This is a genomic window from Catenibacterium sp. CAG:290 (assembly GCF_000437715.1).
Taxonomy (GTDB): Bacteria; Bacillota_I; Bacilli_A; order Erysipelotrichales; family Coprobacillaceae; genus Catenibacterium; species Catenibacterium mitsuoka_A.
On sequence record NZ_FR898816.1, the window covers coordinates 35,552 to 56,529 of the forward strand.

Genomic DNA, 20,978 nt, shown 5'->3' on the forward strand with positions numbered 1-20,978 from the left:
CTTATGCCTCCTTTAATACAAATGTTTCTATTACTTCTTTCACTGCACCTTCATCAAAATTCTTTTCACAGACATAATCACTGATTTCTTTAATATCATCAGCAGCACAGCTCACACAGGCTCCTAGTCCTGCTTCCTTAATCATTGACACATCATTATAATTATCGCCAATCGCAATTGTATCATTAATATCAATATTCAAATAATCTGCAAGCCACTTTAAACCTACACCCTTATTAATACCAATCGCATTACATTCTAGATAACGATTAGAAGAGAAAGTGAGTTCTACTTGATCTCCAATATCCTGATACATCTCATCACGTAATTCCTTCAAATAATTCATATCTCTCTTTACTAAAAGAATCTTAGCGATAGATTCATTTTTTAAGAATTCAGTCTCATGATCATAGATCACCTTCATTGGCGTTTTCTGTTCAATCTTTCTATTTACTTCAAATTCATCTGGATTATAGATATAACAGCAGTCTAATGTGAAAACGAGCATGCAAAGATTTTCTTTACATCCATAATCAAAACATTTCTTTAATAATTCATAATCAAGACCCTGGAAATGAAGAATCTTAAAGTCTTTATTCTCTACTACAAGACCCCCATTAAAACAAATAGAATATTCACCAGACATATCATATGTACCTATTTCTTTAAGAATATCCCCAATCATTCTATGAGATCGTCCCGTTGCGACTACAAAACGCAAGCCATGCTTTTTAGCCTCACGTATTGCCTTCTGATTAAATACAGGGACATGCTGTCCTATAAGAAGTGTTTCATCTAAATCCGATAACATCATTTTATACATAGTCATTCTCCTCCATATAAATAAGACATAAAGATTGGTACTCTATTTCTCCAGCAGGCTTCACTATGTACATCATATTCAAAGACACGATACATATAGTCAATTCCTTTTTGTCTTATTAAATATTCTATTTCATTATTAGACCATAAATAATCCTGACTCAAAGAGTCATCGTAATAACCTTCTTTACCGCCTACATCAAAATAAAAACGTTCAAGACCACTTAAGTCACTTGTCTTCACTAAATCAATAAATTCCTTTTGATAGAGCCAATAAGCAGTTGAAACTGCAGCGCCTTTATGAAATACATCTGGATGCTTCATACAGGCATAAGCAGTGATAACTCCACCAGAAGAGCTCCCTATCATAGCCGTATCATCTTTTAATGTACGATAACGACCATCTATATATGGTTTTAGATCATGAATCAACCATTCACAGTACTCTTCTCCAGTTCCTTTAATGAGCTCATGAGACCCATCACGCATCAAGACCCCACTCTCAACATCCCAGGGACCATATTCACTTGCACGACCATATTCACTAAAGACACAGGGAATAGCTACTACAATAACCTTTAAACCACTTTTCTTTAAATAATCTTCCATACCCCAGCTGACACCAATATAAGCCTGATCATCAAAAAAGGCATTCTGACCATCATTCATATAAAGAACAGGATATCTCTCTTCACTTTGGTAATAATCATCAGGAAGATATACAATTATATTTTTATCTCTACATTTATTATAAATCTTCTGAAACATACAATCTCCTTACAAAAACAAATAAGCACATGCTTATTTATTTTCCGGTAGAATAATCACTTCTTCACCATTTTTAGAAAATATATAATGACTACGTGCATAACGTACTACATAATCACTATCATTTAAACTATCTACTTCTTTTGCGAGTTTTGCTTTTTCTTTCTTTAATTCATTCTCTTGTACAACAAGTTTCTGATAAGTGGCCTTCTGAGCCTGAATATGCTGTACTTTTGCATATAAAGTATAAATAAGAAATACAGAAATTATGATAAAGACAATTCCATATATATTACCCATTTTTCTTTTCTTTTTAGCCATTCGAGTCAACTCCTTAACTAATCGAATTATACCATTATTCTAGCATTAAAAAAAGAACCTTACAAAAGGCTCTTAGTAAATAGTTTCTTCTTCTACTTTTTCTTCTTTAATAATTTCATAAAGAGAAGATGCTTCATCCTTTAATACATGGTCTTTAAGCATCAATACTTTCACTGTTAAGATAGTACGTCCAAAGCTGACTTCTATTTCATCACCAATTTTCACTTTAGTGGCAGGTTTAGCAACTTTACCATTTACTTTAACACGTGATGCTTCACTTATTTCTTTAGATAATGTTCTTCTCTTAATAATACGTGATAACTTTAAAAATTTATCTAATCTCATTATTTATCCTCTTCAAATAATCCATTCGCAAATATAAAATCAATATCTTCTTTCTTAAAGAAGTCATACTGTTCTTTTTCTTTAATTGTCCAGGCACCTATTTTAATATGTCTACTTTTTAAATCTACTATTTCTTCATGTGTCAAATAAGAATAACGACTATGAATACCATCTAAATGATGATCAATCACCTGCTGTTTACACTTCTTATAACCTCTTAGTACGATTAAAGCATAATAAGAATCAGGCATTAAAGCACGCATATTTAATAATCTTTCTAGACTTGTAGAAGAAAAATAAATACGATCTGTCATATGATGCTTCATAATCACATCTCTTAGTTTTTCTTCAAGACCACTAGATACAGTATCCTTGATTTCTATATTCAATAATTTATCGGTAGAATCAAGTAATGTCAAGAGAGAATCAAGCGTAGGAATCTGTTCTGTGATATCCATCTTGTTATTATAATTATATTGACGTGCTTCTTGAAATGTCATATTTCTTAAAACACCTTTACCATTACTTGTACGATTGATCTTATCATCATGTAGTAACAGAAGTTCGCCATCTATTGTCATCTGTACATCTGTTTCTATCCCTTCAAATGAAGAATTGACTGCTTTTTCAAACGCAGACATTGTGTTTTCTGGAAATAAATCACTATACCCTCTATGTGCTAATCTTTTCATTATAATCACCCTTTCTAACAAAAAAAGCCAGCGTTCAGGTCACTGGCATGAGGCAGTTGAAGAGAATCGGCAGGTGCTAATGTTCTCTTCCTATTTCATTATAACATCTTTCTGTAATAAAGATAGCCATAAAAAGTAATTCTATCTAAAAAGGATTTCCGAGGAAATCCTTCACTTTGGCCATTCTTTACTACATAAACGGTTAGAAATGATCATTCCAACAACAAGTACGAGGAACGAGAAATCAATTCCTTTAGGGAATAAAACGTTTAATATCAATGCGAAAAGAATGCTTAATAATGTAATATTGAGTGCTTTAGAAGAAATTTTTCTCTCTTTATATATCTTATACTGCATCTTGATCTGCAGGAATGCCAGAACAAGCGCAACAACAGCCACTAAACTATCGATATAGAAATTGATTAAATACTTCTGATTGATTAGCTCTTTGACAAACATAAGAGCAATATAGGAAGTCATGGTCCCTACCATCATAGAAACCATGAGCTTTTCTCTATCTTGTTGAAACTTCATTAGCGTTTGATTTCTAAGCTATGAGTAGATGTTTCCTGAATATGTGAATCAAATAATGCCTTCATTAATGAGATTGCATAGTAAGTATCCTTGATACCAGCAGTTTCATATGATGAATGCATTGCAAGCTGAGGTAAACCGATATCTACAGCATTCATAGAAGCCTGAGCCATAGCGATATTACCTAAAGTACTTCCTCCAGCCTTATCTGAACGGTTAGCGAAATACTGTAGAGGTACATCTGCGCCAGATGCAAGAGACTTTACAACTGCCATTGACACGCCATCACTTGTATATTTCTGACCAGCATGTGACTTAACAACAACACCTTCGTTCATATAAGTGCAGTTAGTTACATCAGTATGTTCTGGATGGTTTGGATGTACAGCATGTGCATTATCTGCAGAAAGCATGAAGCTTGATGCAAGTGCACGATGGTAATCTTCTTCAGTCTTACCTAAAGCATTGTTGATACGAATTAATGTATCTCTCAATAATGTAGAATCAGCACCCTGCTTAGTTCCTGAACCTACTTCTTCGTTATCGAAGCAAGCCATGATATCGATAGATTCATCGTTATAACCAGCAAGTAATGCCTTTAATGAAGCGAAACCACACTGTAAGTCATCTAAGTGACCTGAAGAAATGAATTCTTCATTAGCACCCCAGATAGATGGAGCCATACGGTTATAAAGATATAAGTCATGTCCTAAGATGTCTTCTTTCTTTACACCTAATTCATCCGCAATAATCTGTTTGAAGTCTTTCTGACGATCATCACCACCACTTAATAATGGAAGCATATCTACCTGTAAGTTATACTTGAATCCATCATTAGCCGCACGGTTCATATGAATAGCTACATTAGGAATCATTAATAAATCACGATCAATGTTTAATAACTTAGTAACGATGCTGTTACCTTCAGATACTAATACACGACCAGCAATTGATAGAGGACGATCTAACCAAGTAGCACATAACATTCCTCCATATCCTTCAGTATTCAACTGAGTATACTTATTCTTCACTTCGATTTCAGCATTTTCTTTAACCTTGAAAGTTGGTGAATCTGTATGTGAAGTCACAATGTTGAAACTGTAGTTGTCTAACTTTGTACCTACTTTGAAAGCTAAGATACTTGTATTATTTCTTGTTACATAATACTTACCACCTGGTACGATATCCCAATGTTCACTTTCTAATAATTCTTTAAATCCATCAGCATTTAAGATCTGACGATAGTTTTCTACTGCATGGAAAGCAGTAGGACTTTTTGATAAGAATTCTAATAATTCTTTTGAAGTTTCCTTAAACATTTATATTATCTCCTTAATTTATATAAAAATATCCTTCTGGCCCTGCCAAAAGGATATTTTATATCATTTATCTTTTTCCTTCACGGCGTTCTTTTTCTGCAAGTTTAGGCATGATTAATCCTAAAGCACAAAGAACTACAGGGGCAATTACGTTTAATGCGAATGTGAATGGATCTTTGTCATACATACCAAGTACACAGCAAGCTGCAGTTACGATAAAGCACCAGATACCGAAGAACTTAGCAACAGCCTGATTCTTAACGAAACGATAATCTGCTGGGAACTTGTCCATAGCCTGACGTAAAGCAACATAAGCAGCAAATACCCATAAGTAACGCATTGGCATACATACTGAGTTAAGCTTATTTAACTGTTTTAATACGGCAGCTGCACCAGGAACGAATGACTGAATTAAGATGATTGAACCAGAAAGTACAACAACTAACTTAATACCGTTGATATATGCACCATACTTATTCTTCTTAAATAAAGCAGATGGGATATATTCTCTAGTTTCTTCGTTGTCTAATAACATTCTAAGTGGAGCATCAATACTTAATACTAAAGTAGAGAACTGACCAACCATGTTACATAATGCGTAGATAACGAGTAATGTATCACCCATGTGATAGTATTGACCTAATTTCTGGAATGACCAATAAGCACCATTAGCAACATAGCTTTCGAATGCCTGTTCAGAAGCATTGATCATCTTAGGATCGAACATCATACCCATTGCGAATGTACCTAAGATAGCACATACACAAACCATGATAGCAAGTGCAATCATACCTTTAGGGAATCCCTTTTCAGGGTTTTCTACCTTGTTTACATATGGTGAAATCTTTTCACATCCACCAACTGCGAATACTAAGATAGATAATGATGTGAAGTACTGTACATTGAACTGTGGCACGACGTTTTTAAAACTAAAGTCCATATGTACATAGCCACCATTAGGGTTGATAGCTGGTGCTGCGAACATCATTAAGATATAAAGGATTGACATAACAAACATTGATGTTCCTGCTAATGTAGCAAGTTTCTTTAGTGGGTTTAATCCACGGCTTGCGATATAGCAGAATAATAAGAATACAGCAAGTGTAGCAAGCTGAACATAGATAGTTGGTAGGCTATCATAAACTGTATGGTTTCTGAAGATTACCCAGCTAAGAGCCTTTAATCCACCAGTACCTTTACTTGCGATATAAGTGATGTGACAAGCCCAATAAGTGAACCCTGCATAGTATGCAAGTTTAGGACCCATTGTTTCCTTGATCCATGAGCTGACACCCCCACCGGCATTTTTAAATGCTGAACCAAGTTCACCAACCATAAGGGCATATGGTACGAAGTATAGTGCGAACATTAAAATCCAGCTGAATATAACCTGGATACCGTTGAAGTAAACGAAACCGTTAAGTACGTTACCAAAACTCCAAACAGTAGAAAATGCCATGAAAGCCAGGGTATACCATTTCATTTTTGAGTTTTCCATACTCTCCTCCTTAAATATTTTTTGTTTAAAAATAAAAACAATCTTTTTATGCCTCAATAAGTATACCAAATTTTTCACAAAAATACCATACTTTTATATGTACAAAACACAAAATTAGATAAAATTATGGCGATATTTACGACAAAATAGTGAAATATTGTTTCAAATAACTGTTTCAATTAAGTATGCAATAATAAATTATTCTTATTGTTTTAATTTATCAACATTTTCATGCAATAAAAAAGCTATTCGTTGAGTTCTCAACAAATAGCTAAATTTATTAAGCGTTGATAGCACGAGTGATAGCTGGAACAACCTGTTTCTTACGAGAAATAACGCCTGGTAAGTTCGCTTCATGTTCAACTAACTGTACATTGAAGGCATTTTCTACATATTCAGGATGGCTGCCTGCAACAAATACTTCACTTGTTGCATTGATGACATCAGTTAATAATAGAACTGCTGTATCAAATCCATTTTCAACACATAGATTTTCCATATATTCAAGCATTTCAGCCTTAAGTGGTGCAAATCCATCGATATCCATAGTATTAACCTGAGCAATACCAACTTTTGCATCACCAATATTGAATGCCTTGTAATCCTGGTTATAGATTTCTTCAATTGATTTACCTACTAATGAAGTACCAGCCTTAAACATTGCAAGACCAAATTCTTCAGCATCTACACCAGCAATTTTAGCTAATTCTAACGCAATTTCTTTATCAGTCTTTGTGCAAGTTGGAGATCTGAATAGTAATGTATCAGAAATAATAGCTCCTAACATTAAACCAGCTACATTCTTAGGAATTTCTACACCCTGTTCCTTATACATTTTCGCAATAATTGTACAAGTACAGCCAAGTGGTTCAGCTCTGAACTGTAATGGACCTACAGTCTGGAAATCAGCCACTCTGTGGTGATCTACTACTTCTAAGATTTCTGCTTCTTCAATACCTTCTACAGCCTGTCCTCTTTCGTTATGGTCAACAAGAATCATCTTCTTATGATCACCAGTAATAACCTGGAAACGAGAGATAGTACCTACTACCTGATCATTTAAGTCGATAACAGGATATGAATGATATCTAGTTTCACTCATTACTTCTTTTAAGTAATCTACAGTATCATCTGTAGAGAAGCATGTTAAATCACCCTTCTGCATAACATATTCAACAGGTACTGCCTGAATGATCTGCTGAGAAGTCTTGAATGTAGTGAAAGCAGTAGTTACTACACTGACACCTGCATTCTTACATTCTTCAAGAACTGATTCTTCTAAGTGTAATGAGTTAGTAAGAATGATTAAATCAACCTTCTTTTTCAACATTTCACGAATACCTTCAGTTCTGTCACCACCAGTGATGATAACATCATGTTCATTAACATGATCAATAACTTCCTGAGAGTTCATACCAGTGATATGAAGACTACCCTTGATAGTACGTAATTCTGGGTTTAAATAAACGATCTTAGCATCTAATGTATCTACGACGTTTTCAATTGGAGTATGTGCATTCTTTAAGATATCTTTATCCCAATCTTCCATGTAACCTTCAATAATGTTTGTAGAAGATAATAAACCTAAAAGATGAGAATGATCATCTAATACTGGAGCGCTCTTTAAGTTCATCTGGCACATTAATGACCAAGCAGTTCTTAAAGTTAATTCTTTAGAGAATAGAGTTACCTGATCGTAATCAAGATCTTCTACTTTCTGTTTAACTGACTTTAATAACTGTGGTGTATGTGCATTAAATCTCTTTAATACATACTCAGTTTCACGGCTTACTTCACCAAGTCTTACTGGTACTGCCTGTCCGTACTTATGAGTTGCATTTAATAAATATGAATAACTGATGGCCGCACAAATTGAATCTGTATCCGGATTCTTATGACCACTTACGTAAACTAAATCCATGTTTTTCCTCCTATGCTTTCTTTAAATAACGATAAATTGTTGGTTCAGAAACATCTAACTTATCTGCAACTAGGGCAATTGCACCTTTTACTTTAAATGTTCCTTTGTCCTGTAAGTATTTAACAACTCTGATCTTTTCTTCTACTTTTAATCTTTCTGCATGAACATAAGATGGAACTCCCATATACTGCATACATTCATTGATGTATTTTTCTACCATCTCATCAAGTGGAGAAGATAAGATTTCGATTGGGCTATCATATTTGAATTCTACATTTGTATTATCTTTAATGCCAAGAATTCTTCTCATCGCAGTTTCAATATATTCAAAATCTGTGACGTTAACGTTAATACAAAGCATACCAACAGGATAAACATTTCCTGGTTCCTTGATCCAGTATGTTGCAGATTTTAACAGTTTACCATCAGGACCTGCTGTTTTGTAGTTCATGACATAGTCACTTTTTTCATACTGTTTTGTTTCTAAATAATGAACAGATAAATTTGAAAGCTTAGCACCAATTTCTCTGCCAGAAATCTCACCATTTGCGATAGCAACAACTTCCTGTTCAGGAGATGTGAGATCGTGTAAAGCTATTTCAACATTATCCCCTAACGCAACACCTAGGAATGGGACAAGGGCTGCATATGGTTCTAATAATTTATGCATTATACTGCCTCCTTTACAACAGAGTATTTTATCATAATAAAAAATGTCAGTAAATTATTATTATCATAAAACAGAAATTTTTTATTATGCAGAAAAACACAGGAATCAAAAGATTCTGATTCCTGTGTTTAATAATAATGCATAAGTTGCAATAAAATTCAATACAAAACTAACGATTCCTGTAATCAGACATGCCTTTGCCTTATTAGGAGTCGTTCTTCTTTTCATGAAGAAGAAGATAACACCCATAAAAGGGAATAAGAATGAAATGATACATAATCCAACAGAGGCACGATCTTCTTCATAATAAGGACTTGTATAGCCATTACTAGAAGCATAATCTTCCATGTTTGTGTAGTCTGTTCTGTTTTCTAATCTCACAGGTTCTCCACAATTAGGACAGAACTTTGCATCTTCCTCTAATTCTTTACCACATCGTGTACAATACATTTATTCACCACTTAATTTTTCATCAATAGCTTTAGCTGCTTTTTTACCAGCACCCATAGCAAGAATTACAGTAGCAGCACCAGTTACAACGTCACCACCAGCCCATACGCCTTCTTTAGATGTATGGTTAGTTTCTTCTTCAACAATGATACCACCCCACTTCTGGCAATCAAGACCAGGAGTAGTCTGTCTAATTAATGGGTTTGGAGACTGACCGATTGCGATAACAACTGTACCACAATCAATAGTAAAGTTAGTACCTTCTTTTGCAATTGGTCTTCTTCTACCAGATGCATCTGGTTCTCCTAATTCCATTTCTACACATTCAAGAGCTTTAACTGAACCATTGTCACCATGAACAGCAACTGGATTAGTTAATAACTTGAAGATAATACCTTCTTCCTTAGCATGATGTACTTCTTCAGCACGTGCAGGAATTTCAGCATCACTACGACGATATACGATATATACGTTCTTAGCACCAAGTCTCTTAGCAGTTCTTGCAGCATCCATAGCTACGTTACCAGCACCTACAACACATACTGTATCAGCTACTTTTACTGGAGTAGGATGTTTAGGGAATTCATAACCCTTCATTAAGTTAACACGAGTTAAGAATTCGTTTGCAGCATAAACACCATCAAGGTTTTCACCTGGAATACCCTGGAAACGAGGTAAACCAGCACCAGCACCTACGAATACAGCATCATAACCACTTTCCTGTAACTCATCAATTGTGATAGAACGACCAACTACAACGTTTGTTTCAAACTTAACACCTAAGTCTGCAACACCATCAATTTCAGCCTGTACTAAATCTTTTGGCAAACGGAATTCTGGGATACCATAAGATAATACACCACCAGTTTTATGTAATGCTTCAAATACTGTTACATCATAACCACGTTTAGCAAGTTCACCGGCACAAGAAATACCTGAAGGTCCTGAACCTACAATAGCAACTTTCTTGCCGTTCTTTTCAATCTTAGTTTCAGTTGGTTTACCATGATCTCTATGGTAATCAGCAACGAATCTTTCAAGTCTACCAATGGCAACTGATTCGCCCTTGATACCTCTAATACATTTACCTTCACACTGGTTTTCCTGTGGACATACACGACCACAGATTGCAGGCAAAGCATTTTCTGTAGTGATGATTTCATAAGCTTTTTCAAAATCACCATTCACTACTTCCTGAATAAAATGAGGGATAGGTACATTTACTGGACATCCATCCACACAGCGAGGCTTTTTACAGTTTAGGCAACGAGCTGCTTCTTCCTGAGCCATTTCTTTAGTATATCCTAAAGCAACTTCTTTAAAGTTAGTTGCACGAATTTCAGGTTCCTGAGAAGGCATTTCTACCTTTTTATTTGACATATTAGGCATATTATTTAACCCCCTTCATTAAGTTACACATACGGTCTGCATTGCTGTCAACAAGATGTTCTTCTTCCTTGAACATTCTCTGTCTTGCCATTAATTCATCAAAGTCAACATTTAAACCATCAAAGTCTGGTCCATCAACACAGGCAAATTTGATCTTACCATCAACAGTAACACGGCAGCATCCGCACATACCTGTACCATCAATCATGATTGGGTTAAGTGAAACCATTGTCTTAATATCTCTAGGCTTAGTTACTCCAACAACTGCCTTCATCATTACAACTGGTCCAATTGCAATAACTTCATCATACTTTTCACCCTTATCAAGTAAATCAGTTAAAACATCAGTAACAAAACCTTTTGTACCTACAGAGCCATCATTAGTTGCGATATATACATTATCACAAAATTCTTTAAAACGATCTGCCCATAATACATACTGTTCTTCACGTCCACCAATGATTACATCAACCTTAGTACCAAGTCCTGCTAGTTTTCTTAACTGTGGGAATAATGGTGCACTACCCACACCTCCAGCTACACCGATTACGTGATCCTTCTTTTCAAGATGAGTAGGGACACCAAGAGGACCTACGAAGTCAGTGATATAGTCTCCTTCTTCTAACTTAGCAAGCTGTTTAGTAGAGTAACCTACAATCTGATAAATTATTGTGATTGTTTCCTTTTCTCTATCATAATCAGCAATTGTAAGAGGGATTCTTTCTCCATCTTCTCCTACACGTAAAATAATAAACTGCCCTGGTTCACATTTTCTTGCAACCATTGGCGCATGTACTTCCATTAGCTGTACAACGTCATTAAGTACTTCTTTTTTTACAATCTTATACATATTCTCAATCCTTTCTGAATCTTATTTAATATTATCACATATTAGGTTTCTATTCAATGTCGCTTCATAGTAAATTAATGCGCTACCATGTGGTATTTTCAAGAATTGAGAGATTGTTGACAGATATAATTATTTGTGGTTTAGTTGTATGAAACAAGGAGAATATTTATGAGTAGAAGAGTTATATTTTTTGATATTGATGGTACATTATCTACAGAAACAGACTTTACTGTTCCTGAAAGCACAAAGAAAGCAATTAAACTAGCTCAGGATAATGGACATATCCTGATGGTGAATACAGGACGTACTATTTGTATTATAGAAGATGTAATTAAAGAATTAGGATTAGATGGTTATATCTGTGGTTGTGGGACTAATATCTACTATCATGGTAAAGAAATCTATCATGCTAAACTTCCTTCAGAATTAAAGAAAGGAATTGTGAATAAAGCGGTAGAATTAGATATTGATGCCGTATTAGAAGGTCCTGAATCTATTTATTTCCCTGAAACAATCAAGACAAAGACAGTTCAAGAAATCAAAGAACGTTATAGTGATATTAAAGTAAATGTTCCTGTATATTATAAAGATGATGAACCTAATTTTGATAAGTTCACTGCATGGTATACACCAGAAGATGATATTGAATCATTTAAGGATGCATTTAAAGATGATTTAGAATATATCCAGCGTGCTGAAGACTTCATTGAAGTAGTTCCTAAAGATTGTTCTAAAGCAACAGGTATTCAAACATTTATTGATCTCATTGGTGCTTCTATTGATGATTGTATTTCTATTGGTGATTCTACCAATGATCTACCAATGTTGACTTATACTAAGGAATCAGTGGCTATGGGCAATTCTAATCCTGATCTATTTGATTATGTAACGTATATTACAACTGATATTGAAGATAATGGTATTTATAACGCATTAAAACATTTTAACGTCATCTAATCAAAAAGCAGCCCATTTTATTTAGGCTGCTTTTTGAAATGATACGATTCTTTCTCCATGGAATGAGACTTGTCCCTTTTGTCCTTCTAGATATTCATGAGGTTTTGTTACTTTGAGTACAATTTCTTTACCGAGTTCTGATTCAAATATGATCTTATCTTCAAGGACTTCTTTTACAATCACATCTTCAGTGATGTAGTATCTTGTTAGGAACAAATATAAGAACAACAATAATAGAAAAATAAAAAGCACAAGATTCACCTCTTTCTTATACAATTATTGTAACAGAAAAGATGTGTAATACTTGTGATTTTTTTGACTTTAGAACAATTTTTTAATGAATGGGATTTTCAATACAATATATAGAATCAGTACGCCGCTCATATTCAGAATGATATCATCTATATCTGCTGATCCAACCTTCCAAATATATTGAATAACTTCTACTCCTATAATCATAAATAAGAAAAAAAGGAAATAAGGTAGAAATGAACGCATTGGTTTGAATAGAACATATATAAAATAACCAAAAGGCATGAACAACATGACATTCCCAATCATATTCAGAATAATATTCTTAATAGGTAATGTATGTCTTTCATAAGCTGTGTAATAAAGAAGTATTGTCTTTAATGGACTGATATTCACACTACTGAATGCTTTGACATGTCTTAATGCTGGGTTAAGGAACAGTTGATAAGTAAGATTTATAAGGTAGATGATGAATGCGATACTATGAAGTATAGTAAACATTCTTCTTTTATTTTTGACTACATTTCTTGCATCATAGGCATAACCTACTAAACCAATCATTTGAATAATAACAAGCACAAACGTCTGTGTAATAGAAAACTTGATTGTATAAGAAATGATATCTATTAATTGAATAATGAAAGCGACAGCTGCAGTAAGTAAGAATAAAAAACGTTTATGTTTCATGACAGTGTCCTCCGACAGACCATTGTAGTCATTTTATTATAATGAGTCAACAACCGTTATTATTTAACATAATTTAACACAAAAAAGAGGAGAGCCGTAAGGCTTTCCTCTAAATGGTTTTAAGAATTATTTCTTAGCGAATGGAGATTCGTAATCGTAGATTGTTTCTAGGATAGCTTCCATATCTTTAACCATAGGCATTCTTGGGTTAGCAGGAGTACACTGGTCTTCGTATGCGTTCATAGCGATTCTATGTACTGATTCTTCCCAATCAGCTTTGCTGATGTTCTGTGACTTAACGTTTACAGCACCACCAACTTTTACCCATAACTTTTCAACAGCCTGTGCGAACATTTCAACACCTTCTGCATCAGTCTTTGGATGTAAGCCGATTAATTCTGCTAATTCTCTATATTTCTTATCTGCCTTATAGTCTTCGATCTTTGGCCAGATGTTTAACTTAGTTGGAACTGTACCATTGTATCTGATTACATGTGGTAATAACATACCGTTAGTACGTCCATGAGGAATATGCCATTCTCCACCGATCTTATGAGCTAATGAGTGGTTCATTCCTAAGAATGCGTTAGCGAATGCCATACCTGCGATTGATGCAGCGTTATGCATCTTAATTCTAGCATCAGGATCACCTTCAAGTACTGACTTTTCAAGGTTTTCGAATACTAACTTAACAGCCTGTTTAGCCCAACCATCAGTGAAGTCAGAAGCTAAGATTGAAACATATGCTTCAATAGCATGAGTTAATACGTCGATACCAGTATCAGCAGCGATTCTTGGTGGCATAGACATAGCGAATTCAGGGTCAACAATTGCGATTGTTGGAGTTAAAGCGTAGTCAGTTAATGGATATTTCTTGTTTTCCTTAGTATCAGTGATAACTGCGAATGGAGTTACTTCTGAACCTGTACCTGAAGTAGTTGGGATACATACTAACTTAGCTTTCTTACCAAGTTCTGGGAACTTGAATGCTCTCTTTCTGATATCCATGAATTTCTGCTTGATGTCATCGAAGTTAACTTCTGGATGTTCATACATTAACCACATAACTTTAGCAGCATCCATTGAAGATCCACCACCGATAGCGATGATTGTATCAGGCTGGAAGCTCTTCATGATTTCAAGACCCTTAAGAGTCATATCTAAAGATGGATCTGGTTCAACGTCGATGAATAAGTCAACGTCTACTTTGTTACGTCTTCTTCTGATAACATCTTCGATCTTTCCTACATAACCAAGGTCATACATACCTCTGTCTGTAACGATCATTGCTTTCTTCATTTCCTTCATATCTCTAAGATATCTGATTGAATTTCTTTCGAAATAAATCTTTGGAGGAAGTTTAACCCATTGCATATTGTTGTTACGTCTCCCTATTCTCTTAATATTTAGTAAGTTAATAGCACTTACGTTGTTTGATACTGAGTTATGACCATAAGAACCACAACCAAGTGTTAATGAAGGTAAGAATGCATTGTATACTGAACCGATACCACCGAATGTAGATGGAGCGTTTTCAATAATACGGATAGCTTTGATTCTCTTACCAAATGCTTTAGAAATTTCATGATTAGTAGTATGGATTGCAGCTGAATGTCCTAAACCGTTGAATTCAACAGTCTGAGCAGCCTTTTCAATACCATCTTCAGTAGAGTTTGCTTTGATCATACCTAATACTGGAGAAAGCTTTTCTCTAGTCATTGGTTCGTTAGGACCGATTTCCTTAACTTCGCAAACTAAGATCTGAACATCATCAGGTACTTTGAAACCAGCCTGTTCAGCGATCCAAGTAGCGTTCTTACCTGGAACGATGCTGTTTAATCGAGCTTCATTTACGTTTTCACTGTATGCTGTTGCACCGAACATGAACTGTTCAAGTTTCTTCTTTTCTTCAGCATTACAGAAATGTACATGATAACGACCAAGTTCTTTCTTGAATTCATCATAGATTTCGTGATCTACAACAACTACCTGTTCAGATGCACAAATCATACCGTTATCGAATGATTTTGATAAATAAATATCATTTGCTGCCATTTTGATTTTACAAGACTTTTCTACGTATGCAGGAACGTTACCAGCACCTACACCTAAAGCAGGTTTACCACAAGAGTAAGCAGCCTTAACCATTGCGTTACCACCAGTAGCTAAGATAGTAGCAACACCTGGATGATTCATTAATGCACTAGTTGCATACATAGTTTTCATTGGTAACCACTGGATTACGTTCTTAGGAGCACCAGCTTTTACTGCAGCATCTAACATTACCTTAGCAGCCATAACTGAACAGTCATGAGCACCTGGGTGGAATGAGAAGATGATTGGGTTTCTAGTCTTCATAGCGATTAAAGACTTAAAGATAACTGTAGAAGTTGGGTTTGTTACTGGAACGATACCACAAACAACACCAACTGGTTCAGCGATTTCAGTGATACCAGTAAGTGGATCTTCATTAATAATACCTACAGTCTTTGTATGACGCATGTTGTTAGTAACATATTCACAAGCGAATAAGTTCTTAACAGCTTTGTCTTCAAATACACCACGGCCAGTTTCTTTTACTGCAGCTTCTGCAAGAACACCGTGCTTATCAAGACCAGCAACTGACATCTTTGCTACGATGTAGTCAACAGTTTCCTGGTCAAAACCTTCGAATTCGTCTAATGCTGTTAATGCGTTATTAACTAACTCATCAATGCAAGCATCAGTCTTTTCTTCTGTCCATTCTTCAACTTTCTTTTCGACTTTCTTATCAGCCATTTTTATATCCTCCATTGACCAAAATATTTCTTTTTCATATTTTGTAAGTTCACTATACATGATTTCTTGTGAAAAAACAAGCATACTTTTGTGAAAATTTACACAATTTATAAAATGCATTTACTGTAAACGTTTGAAGTTTAGGGATATCCGATTAGGTATTTTTCTGCTTAGTTTTTATCAAAAATTTAAATTATAATTATTTTTTATAGTGATAGAATACTCTCAAAATTGTGAACGTTTTCTTTTAAAGTCTTTCACTAAACGTATCTACAGTCTTTAATATCTCTCTTGCAATATTCATCTTATCCTTGAATAAGGCACTCATGCTACCAACTGACTTAAAAGGATCCTGTAACAAGACCTTCCTATCTTCAATGAAACCATTCTTCACAATATAATCTACAATCAATTCTACAAAGTGAATCTGTCTAGAATTCAAGCTTTGATCATCTAAGAAACGTGAGAACTCAGCCATAGCAGCTTCTCTATCTAATCCTACAATCTTTCTAATTAATCTTGTGATAGGTGTATCACCAAAGTGTATTCGGTAATCGTCTTTACTTCCTAAGTCTATCCATAATAAGTTTTCTAGATGTTTCATTTCATATAATAAGGTTCTTATACAAAATAACTAGTACTTTTATGTTAACATTTCTCTATATTATGTGTATTTATACCGTCAATAAATGTTTTCTTTATCTTACTTATACCATAAAACAAAACAACCCTTTCGGGTTGTCCTATGACTTCTTGCTCACGTCATATTAAAAATTATAGTAAGAATACAATCCTATCAATCCTAGAACTAATATGATCAACAAAATTGAAAGAATTATTTTTTTTGAATCCATGCTAATCTCTCATTCTTATAGTTTCTTTAATGTTTCTTCTACATCATCTAGAATCTGACTGAACTTAGTTAAAGCTCTAGATACTGGTTCTGGTGTACTAAAATCTACACCTGCATGCTTTAATTCATCTAATGGATAAGCACTACCACCCATTGATAAGAATTCTAAGTATTTCTTTACAGCACCTTCTTCATTATTAAGAATTGCTTCACTTAAAGCAACTGCTGCACAATAACTTGTTGCATACTTATATACATAGAATGGTCTATAGAAATGAGGAATTCTAGCCCATTCATACTGTACTTCATCATCAATGACTAGATCCTCACCAAAATAATCTTTGATCAAGTTCTTATATAATGTATTCATGCTTGCTGCAGTGATGGCTTCTCCTCTTTCAGCCATGGCATGTGCATCTCTTTCAAATTCTGCAAACATTGTCTGACGATATACAGTGCCCTTGAAACCTTCTAGATAATGGTTTAATAAAGCCAAACGTTCTTTAGGTTCAGTTGTCTTCTGTAATAACTGTTCTATAAGTAAGTTTTCATTGACTGTAGAAGCGACTTCAGCCACAAAGAGTGTATAGTCTGCATTCTGTGGTGTCTGTGTATGGTTAGAAAGCCATGTATGCTGTGAATGACCCATTTCATGGGCAATTGTACTGACACTATCTAATGTGCCTGTAAAGCTTGTTAGAATGTATGGATTAGAGTCATAAGTACCACTAGAGAAAGCACCACCACGTTTACCATTATTAGGATAAACATCAATCCATCTATCTTTATAAGCCTGTTTTACTCTATTGACATAGTCTTCACCAAGTGGTGTGACTGCATCTAATACCATCTGCTGTGCTTCTTCATAAGTATATGACTTAGAAGAACCTGCAATTAATGGTGTATAGACATCATAATAGTGGAGTTCATCTAAACCAAGCATCTGTTTTCTTAAACGTACATAACGATACATTTCAGGCATGAACTTTCTTACTGTATCGACTAAACTATCATACACTACACCTGGTACATGTTCATAAGCCATGCTCATTGCGCGTGAAGACTCATAATATCTCACCTGTGCTTCTGCCACTGCTTCTTTAATACATGCATTATATGTAGAGGCAAAGGTATTAATATGCTGCTTAAATCCTTTATAGAAAGATTTAAAGGCATTTAATCTAAGTGTACGGTCTTCACTCATCTGTAAAAGAATATAGTTAGACTGGTTGAGTTCATGGACTTCTCCATTTGAATCAGTCACTGATTCAAATGTCATATCAGCATCCTGTAAGCTTTCAGAAATCTTACTAGGAGCCCCTAATGTTTCTGTAAAGGCGGCAAGAAGTGCTTCTTCTTTTGCGCTTAATACATGAGGTTTCTGATCTAATAACTTCTGCATATTGAATGCATAAGGCTTTAAGTCTTCTGAATGTACAATTGATTCTAAAACATCTTCATCAAGTGATAGGATTTCTGGTTCAGCAAAGCTGATTGCTGTTGCGTAAGCTGTATAGACTTGATACGCTTTTGCTTCCATTGCCTGTGCGTCACTATCTCTTGTATCTTCACAATTTCTAAGTGATGCATAACAATAGAAATCAGATAACTTTCTACCTAAATGTGTATCAAAATCAAAGAATTCTCTGATTGTTTTCGCATTATTGAGTTTACCCTGATATTCAGGTAGTTTCTTAATCATTTCATTAAGTTCAGGTAATGCGTTATTCCATTCTTCATCATTTTTAAAAAGTGTTGAGAGGTCCCACATATATTGTGGATCCATATCTTTACGTTCTTTCATTGTTTCTGCCATAATACTGCTCCTTTCAATGAGTTAGTTATAGTATACCACTAATTGTATTTAATACATAAAAAAAGATGATTTCAAAGGAATCATCTCTTAAATAATTAGTCGTTTAAAGCTTCGATCATAGCTACGTATGATTCAACCTGTAATGATGCTCCACCAACTAAAGCACCATCGATGTTTGGCTGTTCAAGTAAAGCTTTTAATGTAGCAGGCTTTACAGATCCTCCGTACTGAATTCTTACTTTTTCAGCAACGTCCTGACCATAAAGTTCAGCAACTACACCTCTAATGTAACCACAAACGTCTTCTGCGATTTCATTAGTTGCAGTCTTACCAGTTCCGATAGCCCAGATTGGTTCATAAGCGATAACTACTCTTTCAGCAGCTTCAGCTGTAACATCCTTGAATGCAGCAACAACCTGAGTCTTAACTACATCATGAGTCTTTCCAGCTTCATATTCTTCTAAAGATTCACCAACACAAACGATTGGAGTCATACCGTTGTTTAATACCTGAAGCATCTTTAAGTTAACAGTTTCATCAGTTTCACCGAAGTACTGTCTTCTTTCAGAATGTCCTAAGATAACCCATTCAACACCGATTTCTTTTAACATTCCAACGCTTACTTCACCAGTATAAGCACCACTGTCTTTGAAATGGCAGTTTTCAGCAGCAACGATTAAGTTCTTTGCGCCTTCTTTAGCAGTTGCTAAATCTAAGAAAGGAGTAGCAATACCCCAATCAGCTTTATCAGTTACTTTACCATCAACAGCAGCAACAAATTCCTTTGTTTCTGCGATGCCATGGTTCATTTTCCAGTTTCCTACAATAATTGGTTTTCTCATTTTAAATTATATCTCCTCGAAAAATTATTTATCGTTGATAGCAGCGATACCTGGTAATACTTTACCTTCCATATATTCTAATGATGCTCCTCCACCAGTAGAAATATGAGATACCTTATCAGCGAATCCTAACTGCTTAACAGCAGCTGCAGAGTCACCACCACCGATGATAGTGTTAGCACCCTTAAGGTTAGCTAACATGCTACATACAGCTTTAGTACCTTCTGCGAACTTAGGCATTTCGAATACACCCATAGGGCCATTCCAGATAACTGTCTTAGCACCTTCAAGTTCTTTAGCGAATAATTCAACAGTCTTAGGACCAATATCAAGACCCATGTATCCTTCAGGTACATCTTCACCAACAACCTTGATATCTCCATCTTCACCAAACTTACTGCTTACTACAGAGTCGATTGGAAGGATTAACTTATCTCCACCCTTTTCGATGAATGACTTAGCTAAGTCTACCTTATCTTCTTCAACTAATGAAGAACCAACTGTATGTCCCTGAGCTTTAGCGAAAGTATAGCACATACCACCACCGATAATGATCTTATCAGCAATGTTTAATAAGTTTTCAATTACACCGATCTTAGAAGATACTTTAGAACCACCTAAGATAGCTACTAAAGGTCTTTCTGGATCAGATACAGCCTTACCAATATAAGCGATTTCCTTTTCTACTAAGAAACCTGCAGCTGCTGGTAAATGAGCAGCGATTCCTACAGTTGAAGCATGAGCTCTATGAACTGAACCGAATGCATCTTCTACGAATACATCACCAAGTGATGCCCAGTAAGCACCTAATTCAGGATCGTTCTTAGTTTCACCAGCTTCATAACGAGTGTTCTGAACTAAGATAACCTGTCCGTTTTCAGCGTTCTTAACTGCTTCTTCAAGTTCAGCACCGCGAGTAGCGTTTACGAACTTAACATCTCTTCCTAATAATTCAGCAAGTTTAGGAGCAACAACAGCCATATCGTTCTTAGCTTTGTCTTCTTCCTTCTTGATCTTACCTAAGTGAGAGAAAAGTACAACAGCCTTTGGGTTGTGATCTAATAAGTAGTTGATTGTCGGTAATGCAGCAACAACTCTGTTATCGTCTGTAATTTCTCCTGTGTCTTTGTCTCTTGGTACATTGAAATCTACACGTACAAGAACTGTCTTGCCTGCGACATCAATATCTCTAATTGTTAATTTATCCATTAATT

21 protein-coding genes are annotated in these 20,978 nt (G+C 35.1%); 1 reads left to right on the forward strand and 20 read right to left on the reverse strand.

What is annotated here, in order from left to right:
* Position 1: 1 nt before the first annotated feature.
* From QVO42_RS05965 to QVO42_RS06025, 13 genes are all read right to left on the reverse strand, one after another.
* Positions 2-823, reverse strand: coding sequence for a Cof-type HAD-IIB family hydrolase (locus QVO42_RS05965; RefSeq protein ID WP_022425239.1), 822 nt, complete (start codon positions 821-823; stop codon positions 2-4).
* 2 nt (positions 824-825) lie between these two features.
* Positions 826-1,590 (reverse strand): alpha/beta hydrolase, encoded by a 765-nt coding sequence (locus QVO42_RS05970; RefSeq protein WP_022425240.1) that lies wholly within the window; start codon positions 1,588-1,590, stop codon positions 826-828.
* A gap of 33 nt (positions 1,591-1,623) precedes the next feature.
* Positions 1,624-1,911: a septum formation initiator family protein gene (locus tag QVO42_RS05975; protein ID WP_022425241.1), complete on the reverse strand. Its 288-nt coding sequence runs from the start codon at positions 1,909-1,911 to the stop codon at positions 1,624-1,626.
* Positions 1,912-1,983: 72 nt separating this feature from the next.
* The gene (locus tag QVO42_RS05980) at positions 1,984-2,256 is read right to left on the reverse strand and encodes an RNA-binding S4 domain-containing protein (RefSeq protein WP_006505749.1); all 273 of its coding nucleotides are present in this window, start codon (positions 2,254-2,256) and stop codon (positions 1,984-1,986) included.
* On the reverse strand, positions 2,256-2,948 hold the full coding sequence (locus tag QVO42_RS05985) for a glycerophosphodiester phosphodiesterase family protein (RefSeq protein ID WP_022425242.1): 693 nt from the start codon (positions 2,946-2,948) through the stop codon (positions 2,256-2,258). Before QVO42_RS05985 ends, QVO42_RS05980 begins: the two co-directional genes overlap by 1 nt.
* A gap of 171 nt (positions 2,949-3,119) precedes the next feature.
* On the reverse strand, positions 3,120-3,482 hold the full coding sequence (locus QVO42_RS05990; RefSeq protein WP_022425243.1) for a hypothetical protein: 363 nt from the start codon (positions 3,480-3,482) through the stop codon (positions 3,120-3,122).
* Positions 3,482-4,801 (reverse strand): M18 family aminopeptidase, encoded by a 1,320-nt coding sequence (locus QVO42_RS05995; protein ID WP_022425244.1) that lies wholly within the window; start codon positions 4,799-4,801, stop codon positions 3,482-3,484. The genes QVO42_RS05990 and QVO42_RS05995 overlap by 1 nt, the downstream gene beginning before the upstream one ends.
* A gap of 67 nt (positions 4,802-4,868) precedes the next feature.
* Positions 4,869-6,299, reverse strand: coding sequence for an APC family permease (locus tag QVO42_RS06000; protein ID WP_022425245.1), 1,431 nt, complete (start codon positions 6,297-6,299; stop codon positions 4,869-4,871).
* 280 nt (positions 6,300-6,579) lie between these two features.
* Positions 6,580-8,220, reverse strand: a complete 1,641-nt coding sequence (locus tag QVO42_RS06005; RefSeq protein ID WP_022425246.1) for a putative manganese-dependent inorganic diphosphatase — start codon at positions 8,218-8,220, stop codon at positions 6,580-6,582.
* Between the two features lie 10 nt (positions 8,221-8,230).
* Entirely contained in the window at positions 8,231-8,890 is a 660-nt protein-coding gene (locus tag QVO42_RS06010) for a helix-turn-helix transcriptional regulator (protein WP_022425247.1), read from the reverse strand.
* Between the two features lie 105 nt (positions 8,891-8,995).
* Positions 8,996-9,340, reverse strand: coding sequence for a zinc-ribbon domain-containing protein (locus QVO42_RS06015; protein WP_022425248.1), 345 nt, complete (start codon positions 9,338-9,340; stop codon positions 8,996-8,998).
* On the reverse strand, positions 9,341-10,729 hold the full coding sequence (gltA, locus tag QVO42_RS06020; protein WP_022425249.1) for an NADPH-dependent glutamate synthase: 1,389 nt from the start codon (positions 10,727-10,729) through the stop codon (positions 9,341-9,343).
* A 1-nt stretch (position 10,730) separates the two neighbouring features.
* Entirely contained in the window at positions 10,731-11,579 is an 849-nt protein-coding gene (locus QVO42_RS06025; protein WP_022425250.1) for a sulfide/dihydroorotate dehydrogenase-like FAD/NAD-binding protein, read from the reverse strand.
* 168 nt (positions 11,580-11,747) lie between these two features.
* Here QVO42_RS06025 and QVO42_RS06030 point away from each other — a divergent pair, with 168 nt between their 5' ends.
* Positions 11,748-12,536 (forward strand): Cof-type HAD-IIB family hydrolase, encoded by a 789-nt coding sequence (locus QVO42_RS06030; protein WP_022425251.1) that lies wholly within the window; start codon positions 11,748-11,750, stop codon positions 12,534-12,536.
* A gap of 21 nt (positions 12,537-12,557) precedes the next feature.
* Here the strand turns inward: QVO42_RS06030 and QVO42_RS06035 are convergent, their stop codons facing one another.
* From QVO42_RS06035 to QVO42_RS06065, 7 genes are all read right to left on the reverse strand, one after another.
* Positions 12,558-12,788 carry a hypothetical protein gene (locus tag QVO42_RS06035; protein WP_022425252.1) on the reverse strand — a complete coding sequence of 77 codons (231 nt, stop codon included), beginning with the start codon at positions 12,786-12,788 and terminating at the stop codon, positions 12,558-12,560.
* Between the two features lie 69 nt (positions 12,789-12,857).
* Positions 12,858-13,475: a VanZ family protein gene (locus tag QVO42_RS06040; protein WP_022425253.1), complete on the reverse strand. Its 618-nt coding sequence runs from the start codon at positions 13,473-13,475 to the stop codon at positions 12,858-12,860.
* A gap of 126 nt (positions 13,476-13,601) precedes the next feature.
* Positions 13,602-16,253 carry a bifunctional acetaldehyde-CoA/alcohol dehydrogenase gene (adhE, locus tag QVO42_RS06045; RefSeq protein WP_022425254.1) on the reverse strand — a complete coding sequence of 884 codons (2,652 nt, stop codon included), beginning with the start codon at positions 16,251-16,253 and terminating at the stop codon, positions 13,602-13,604.
* 247 nt (positions 16,254-16,500) lie between these two features.
* Positions 16,501-16,857 carry a type I restriction-modification enzyme R subunit C-terminal domain-containing protein gene (locus QVO42_RS06050; protein ID WP_022425255.1) on the reverse strand — a complete coding sequence of 119 codons (357 nt, stop codon included), beginning with the start codon at positions 16,855-16,857 and terminating at the stop codon, positions 16,501-16,503.
* 265 nt (positions 16,858-17,122) lie between these two features.
* Positions 17,123-18,922 carry an oligoendopeptidase F gene (pepF, locus tag QVO42_RS06055; protein WP_022425256.1) on the reverse strand — a complete coding sequence of 600 codons (1,800 nt, stop codon included), beginning with the start codon at positions 18,920-18,922 and terminating at the stop codon, positions 17,123-17,125.
* Between the two features lie 95 nt (positions 18,923-19,017).
* Positions 19,018-19,764, reverse strand: a complete 747-nt coding sequence (tpiA, locus tag QVO42_RS06060; RefSeq protein ID WP_022425257.1) for a triose-phosphate isomerase — start codon at positions 19,762-19,764, stop codon at positions 19,018-19,020.
* A gap of 24 nt (positions 19,765-19,788) precedes the next feature.
* Entirely contained in the window at positions 19,789-20,973 is a 1,185-nt protein-coding gene (locus QVO42_RS06065; RefSeq protein ID WP_022425258.1) for a phosphoglycerate kinase, read from the reverse strand.
* Positions 20,974-20,978 lie beyond the last annotated feature (5 nt).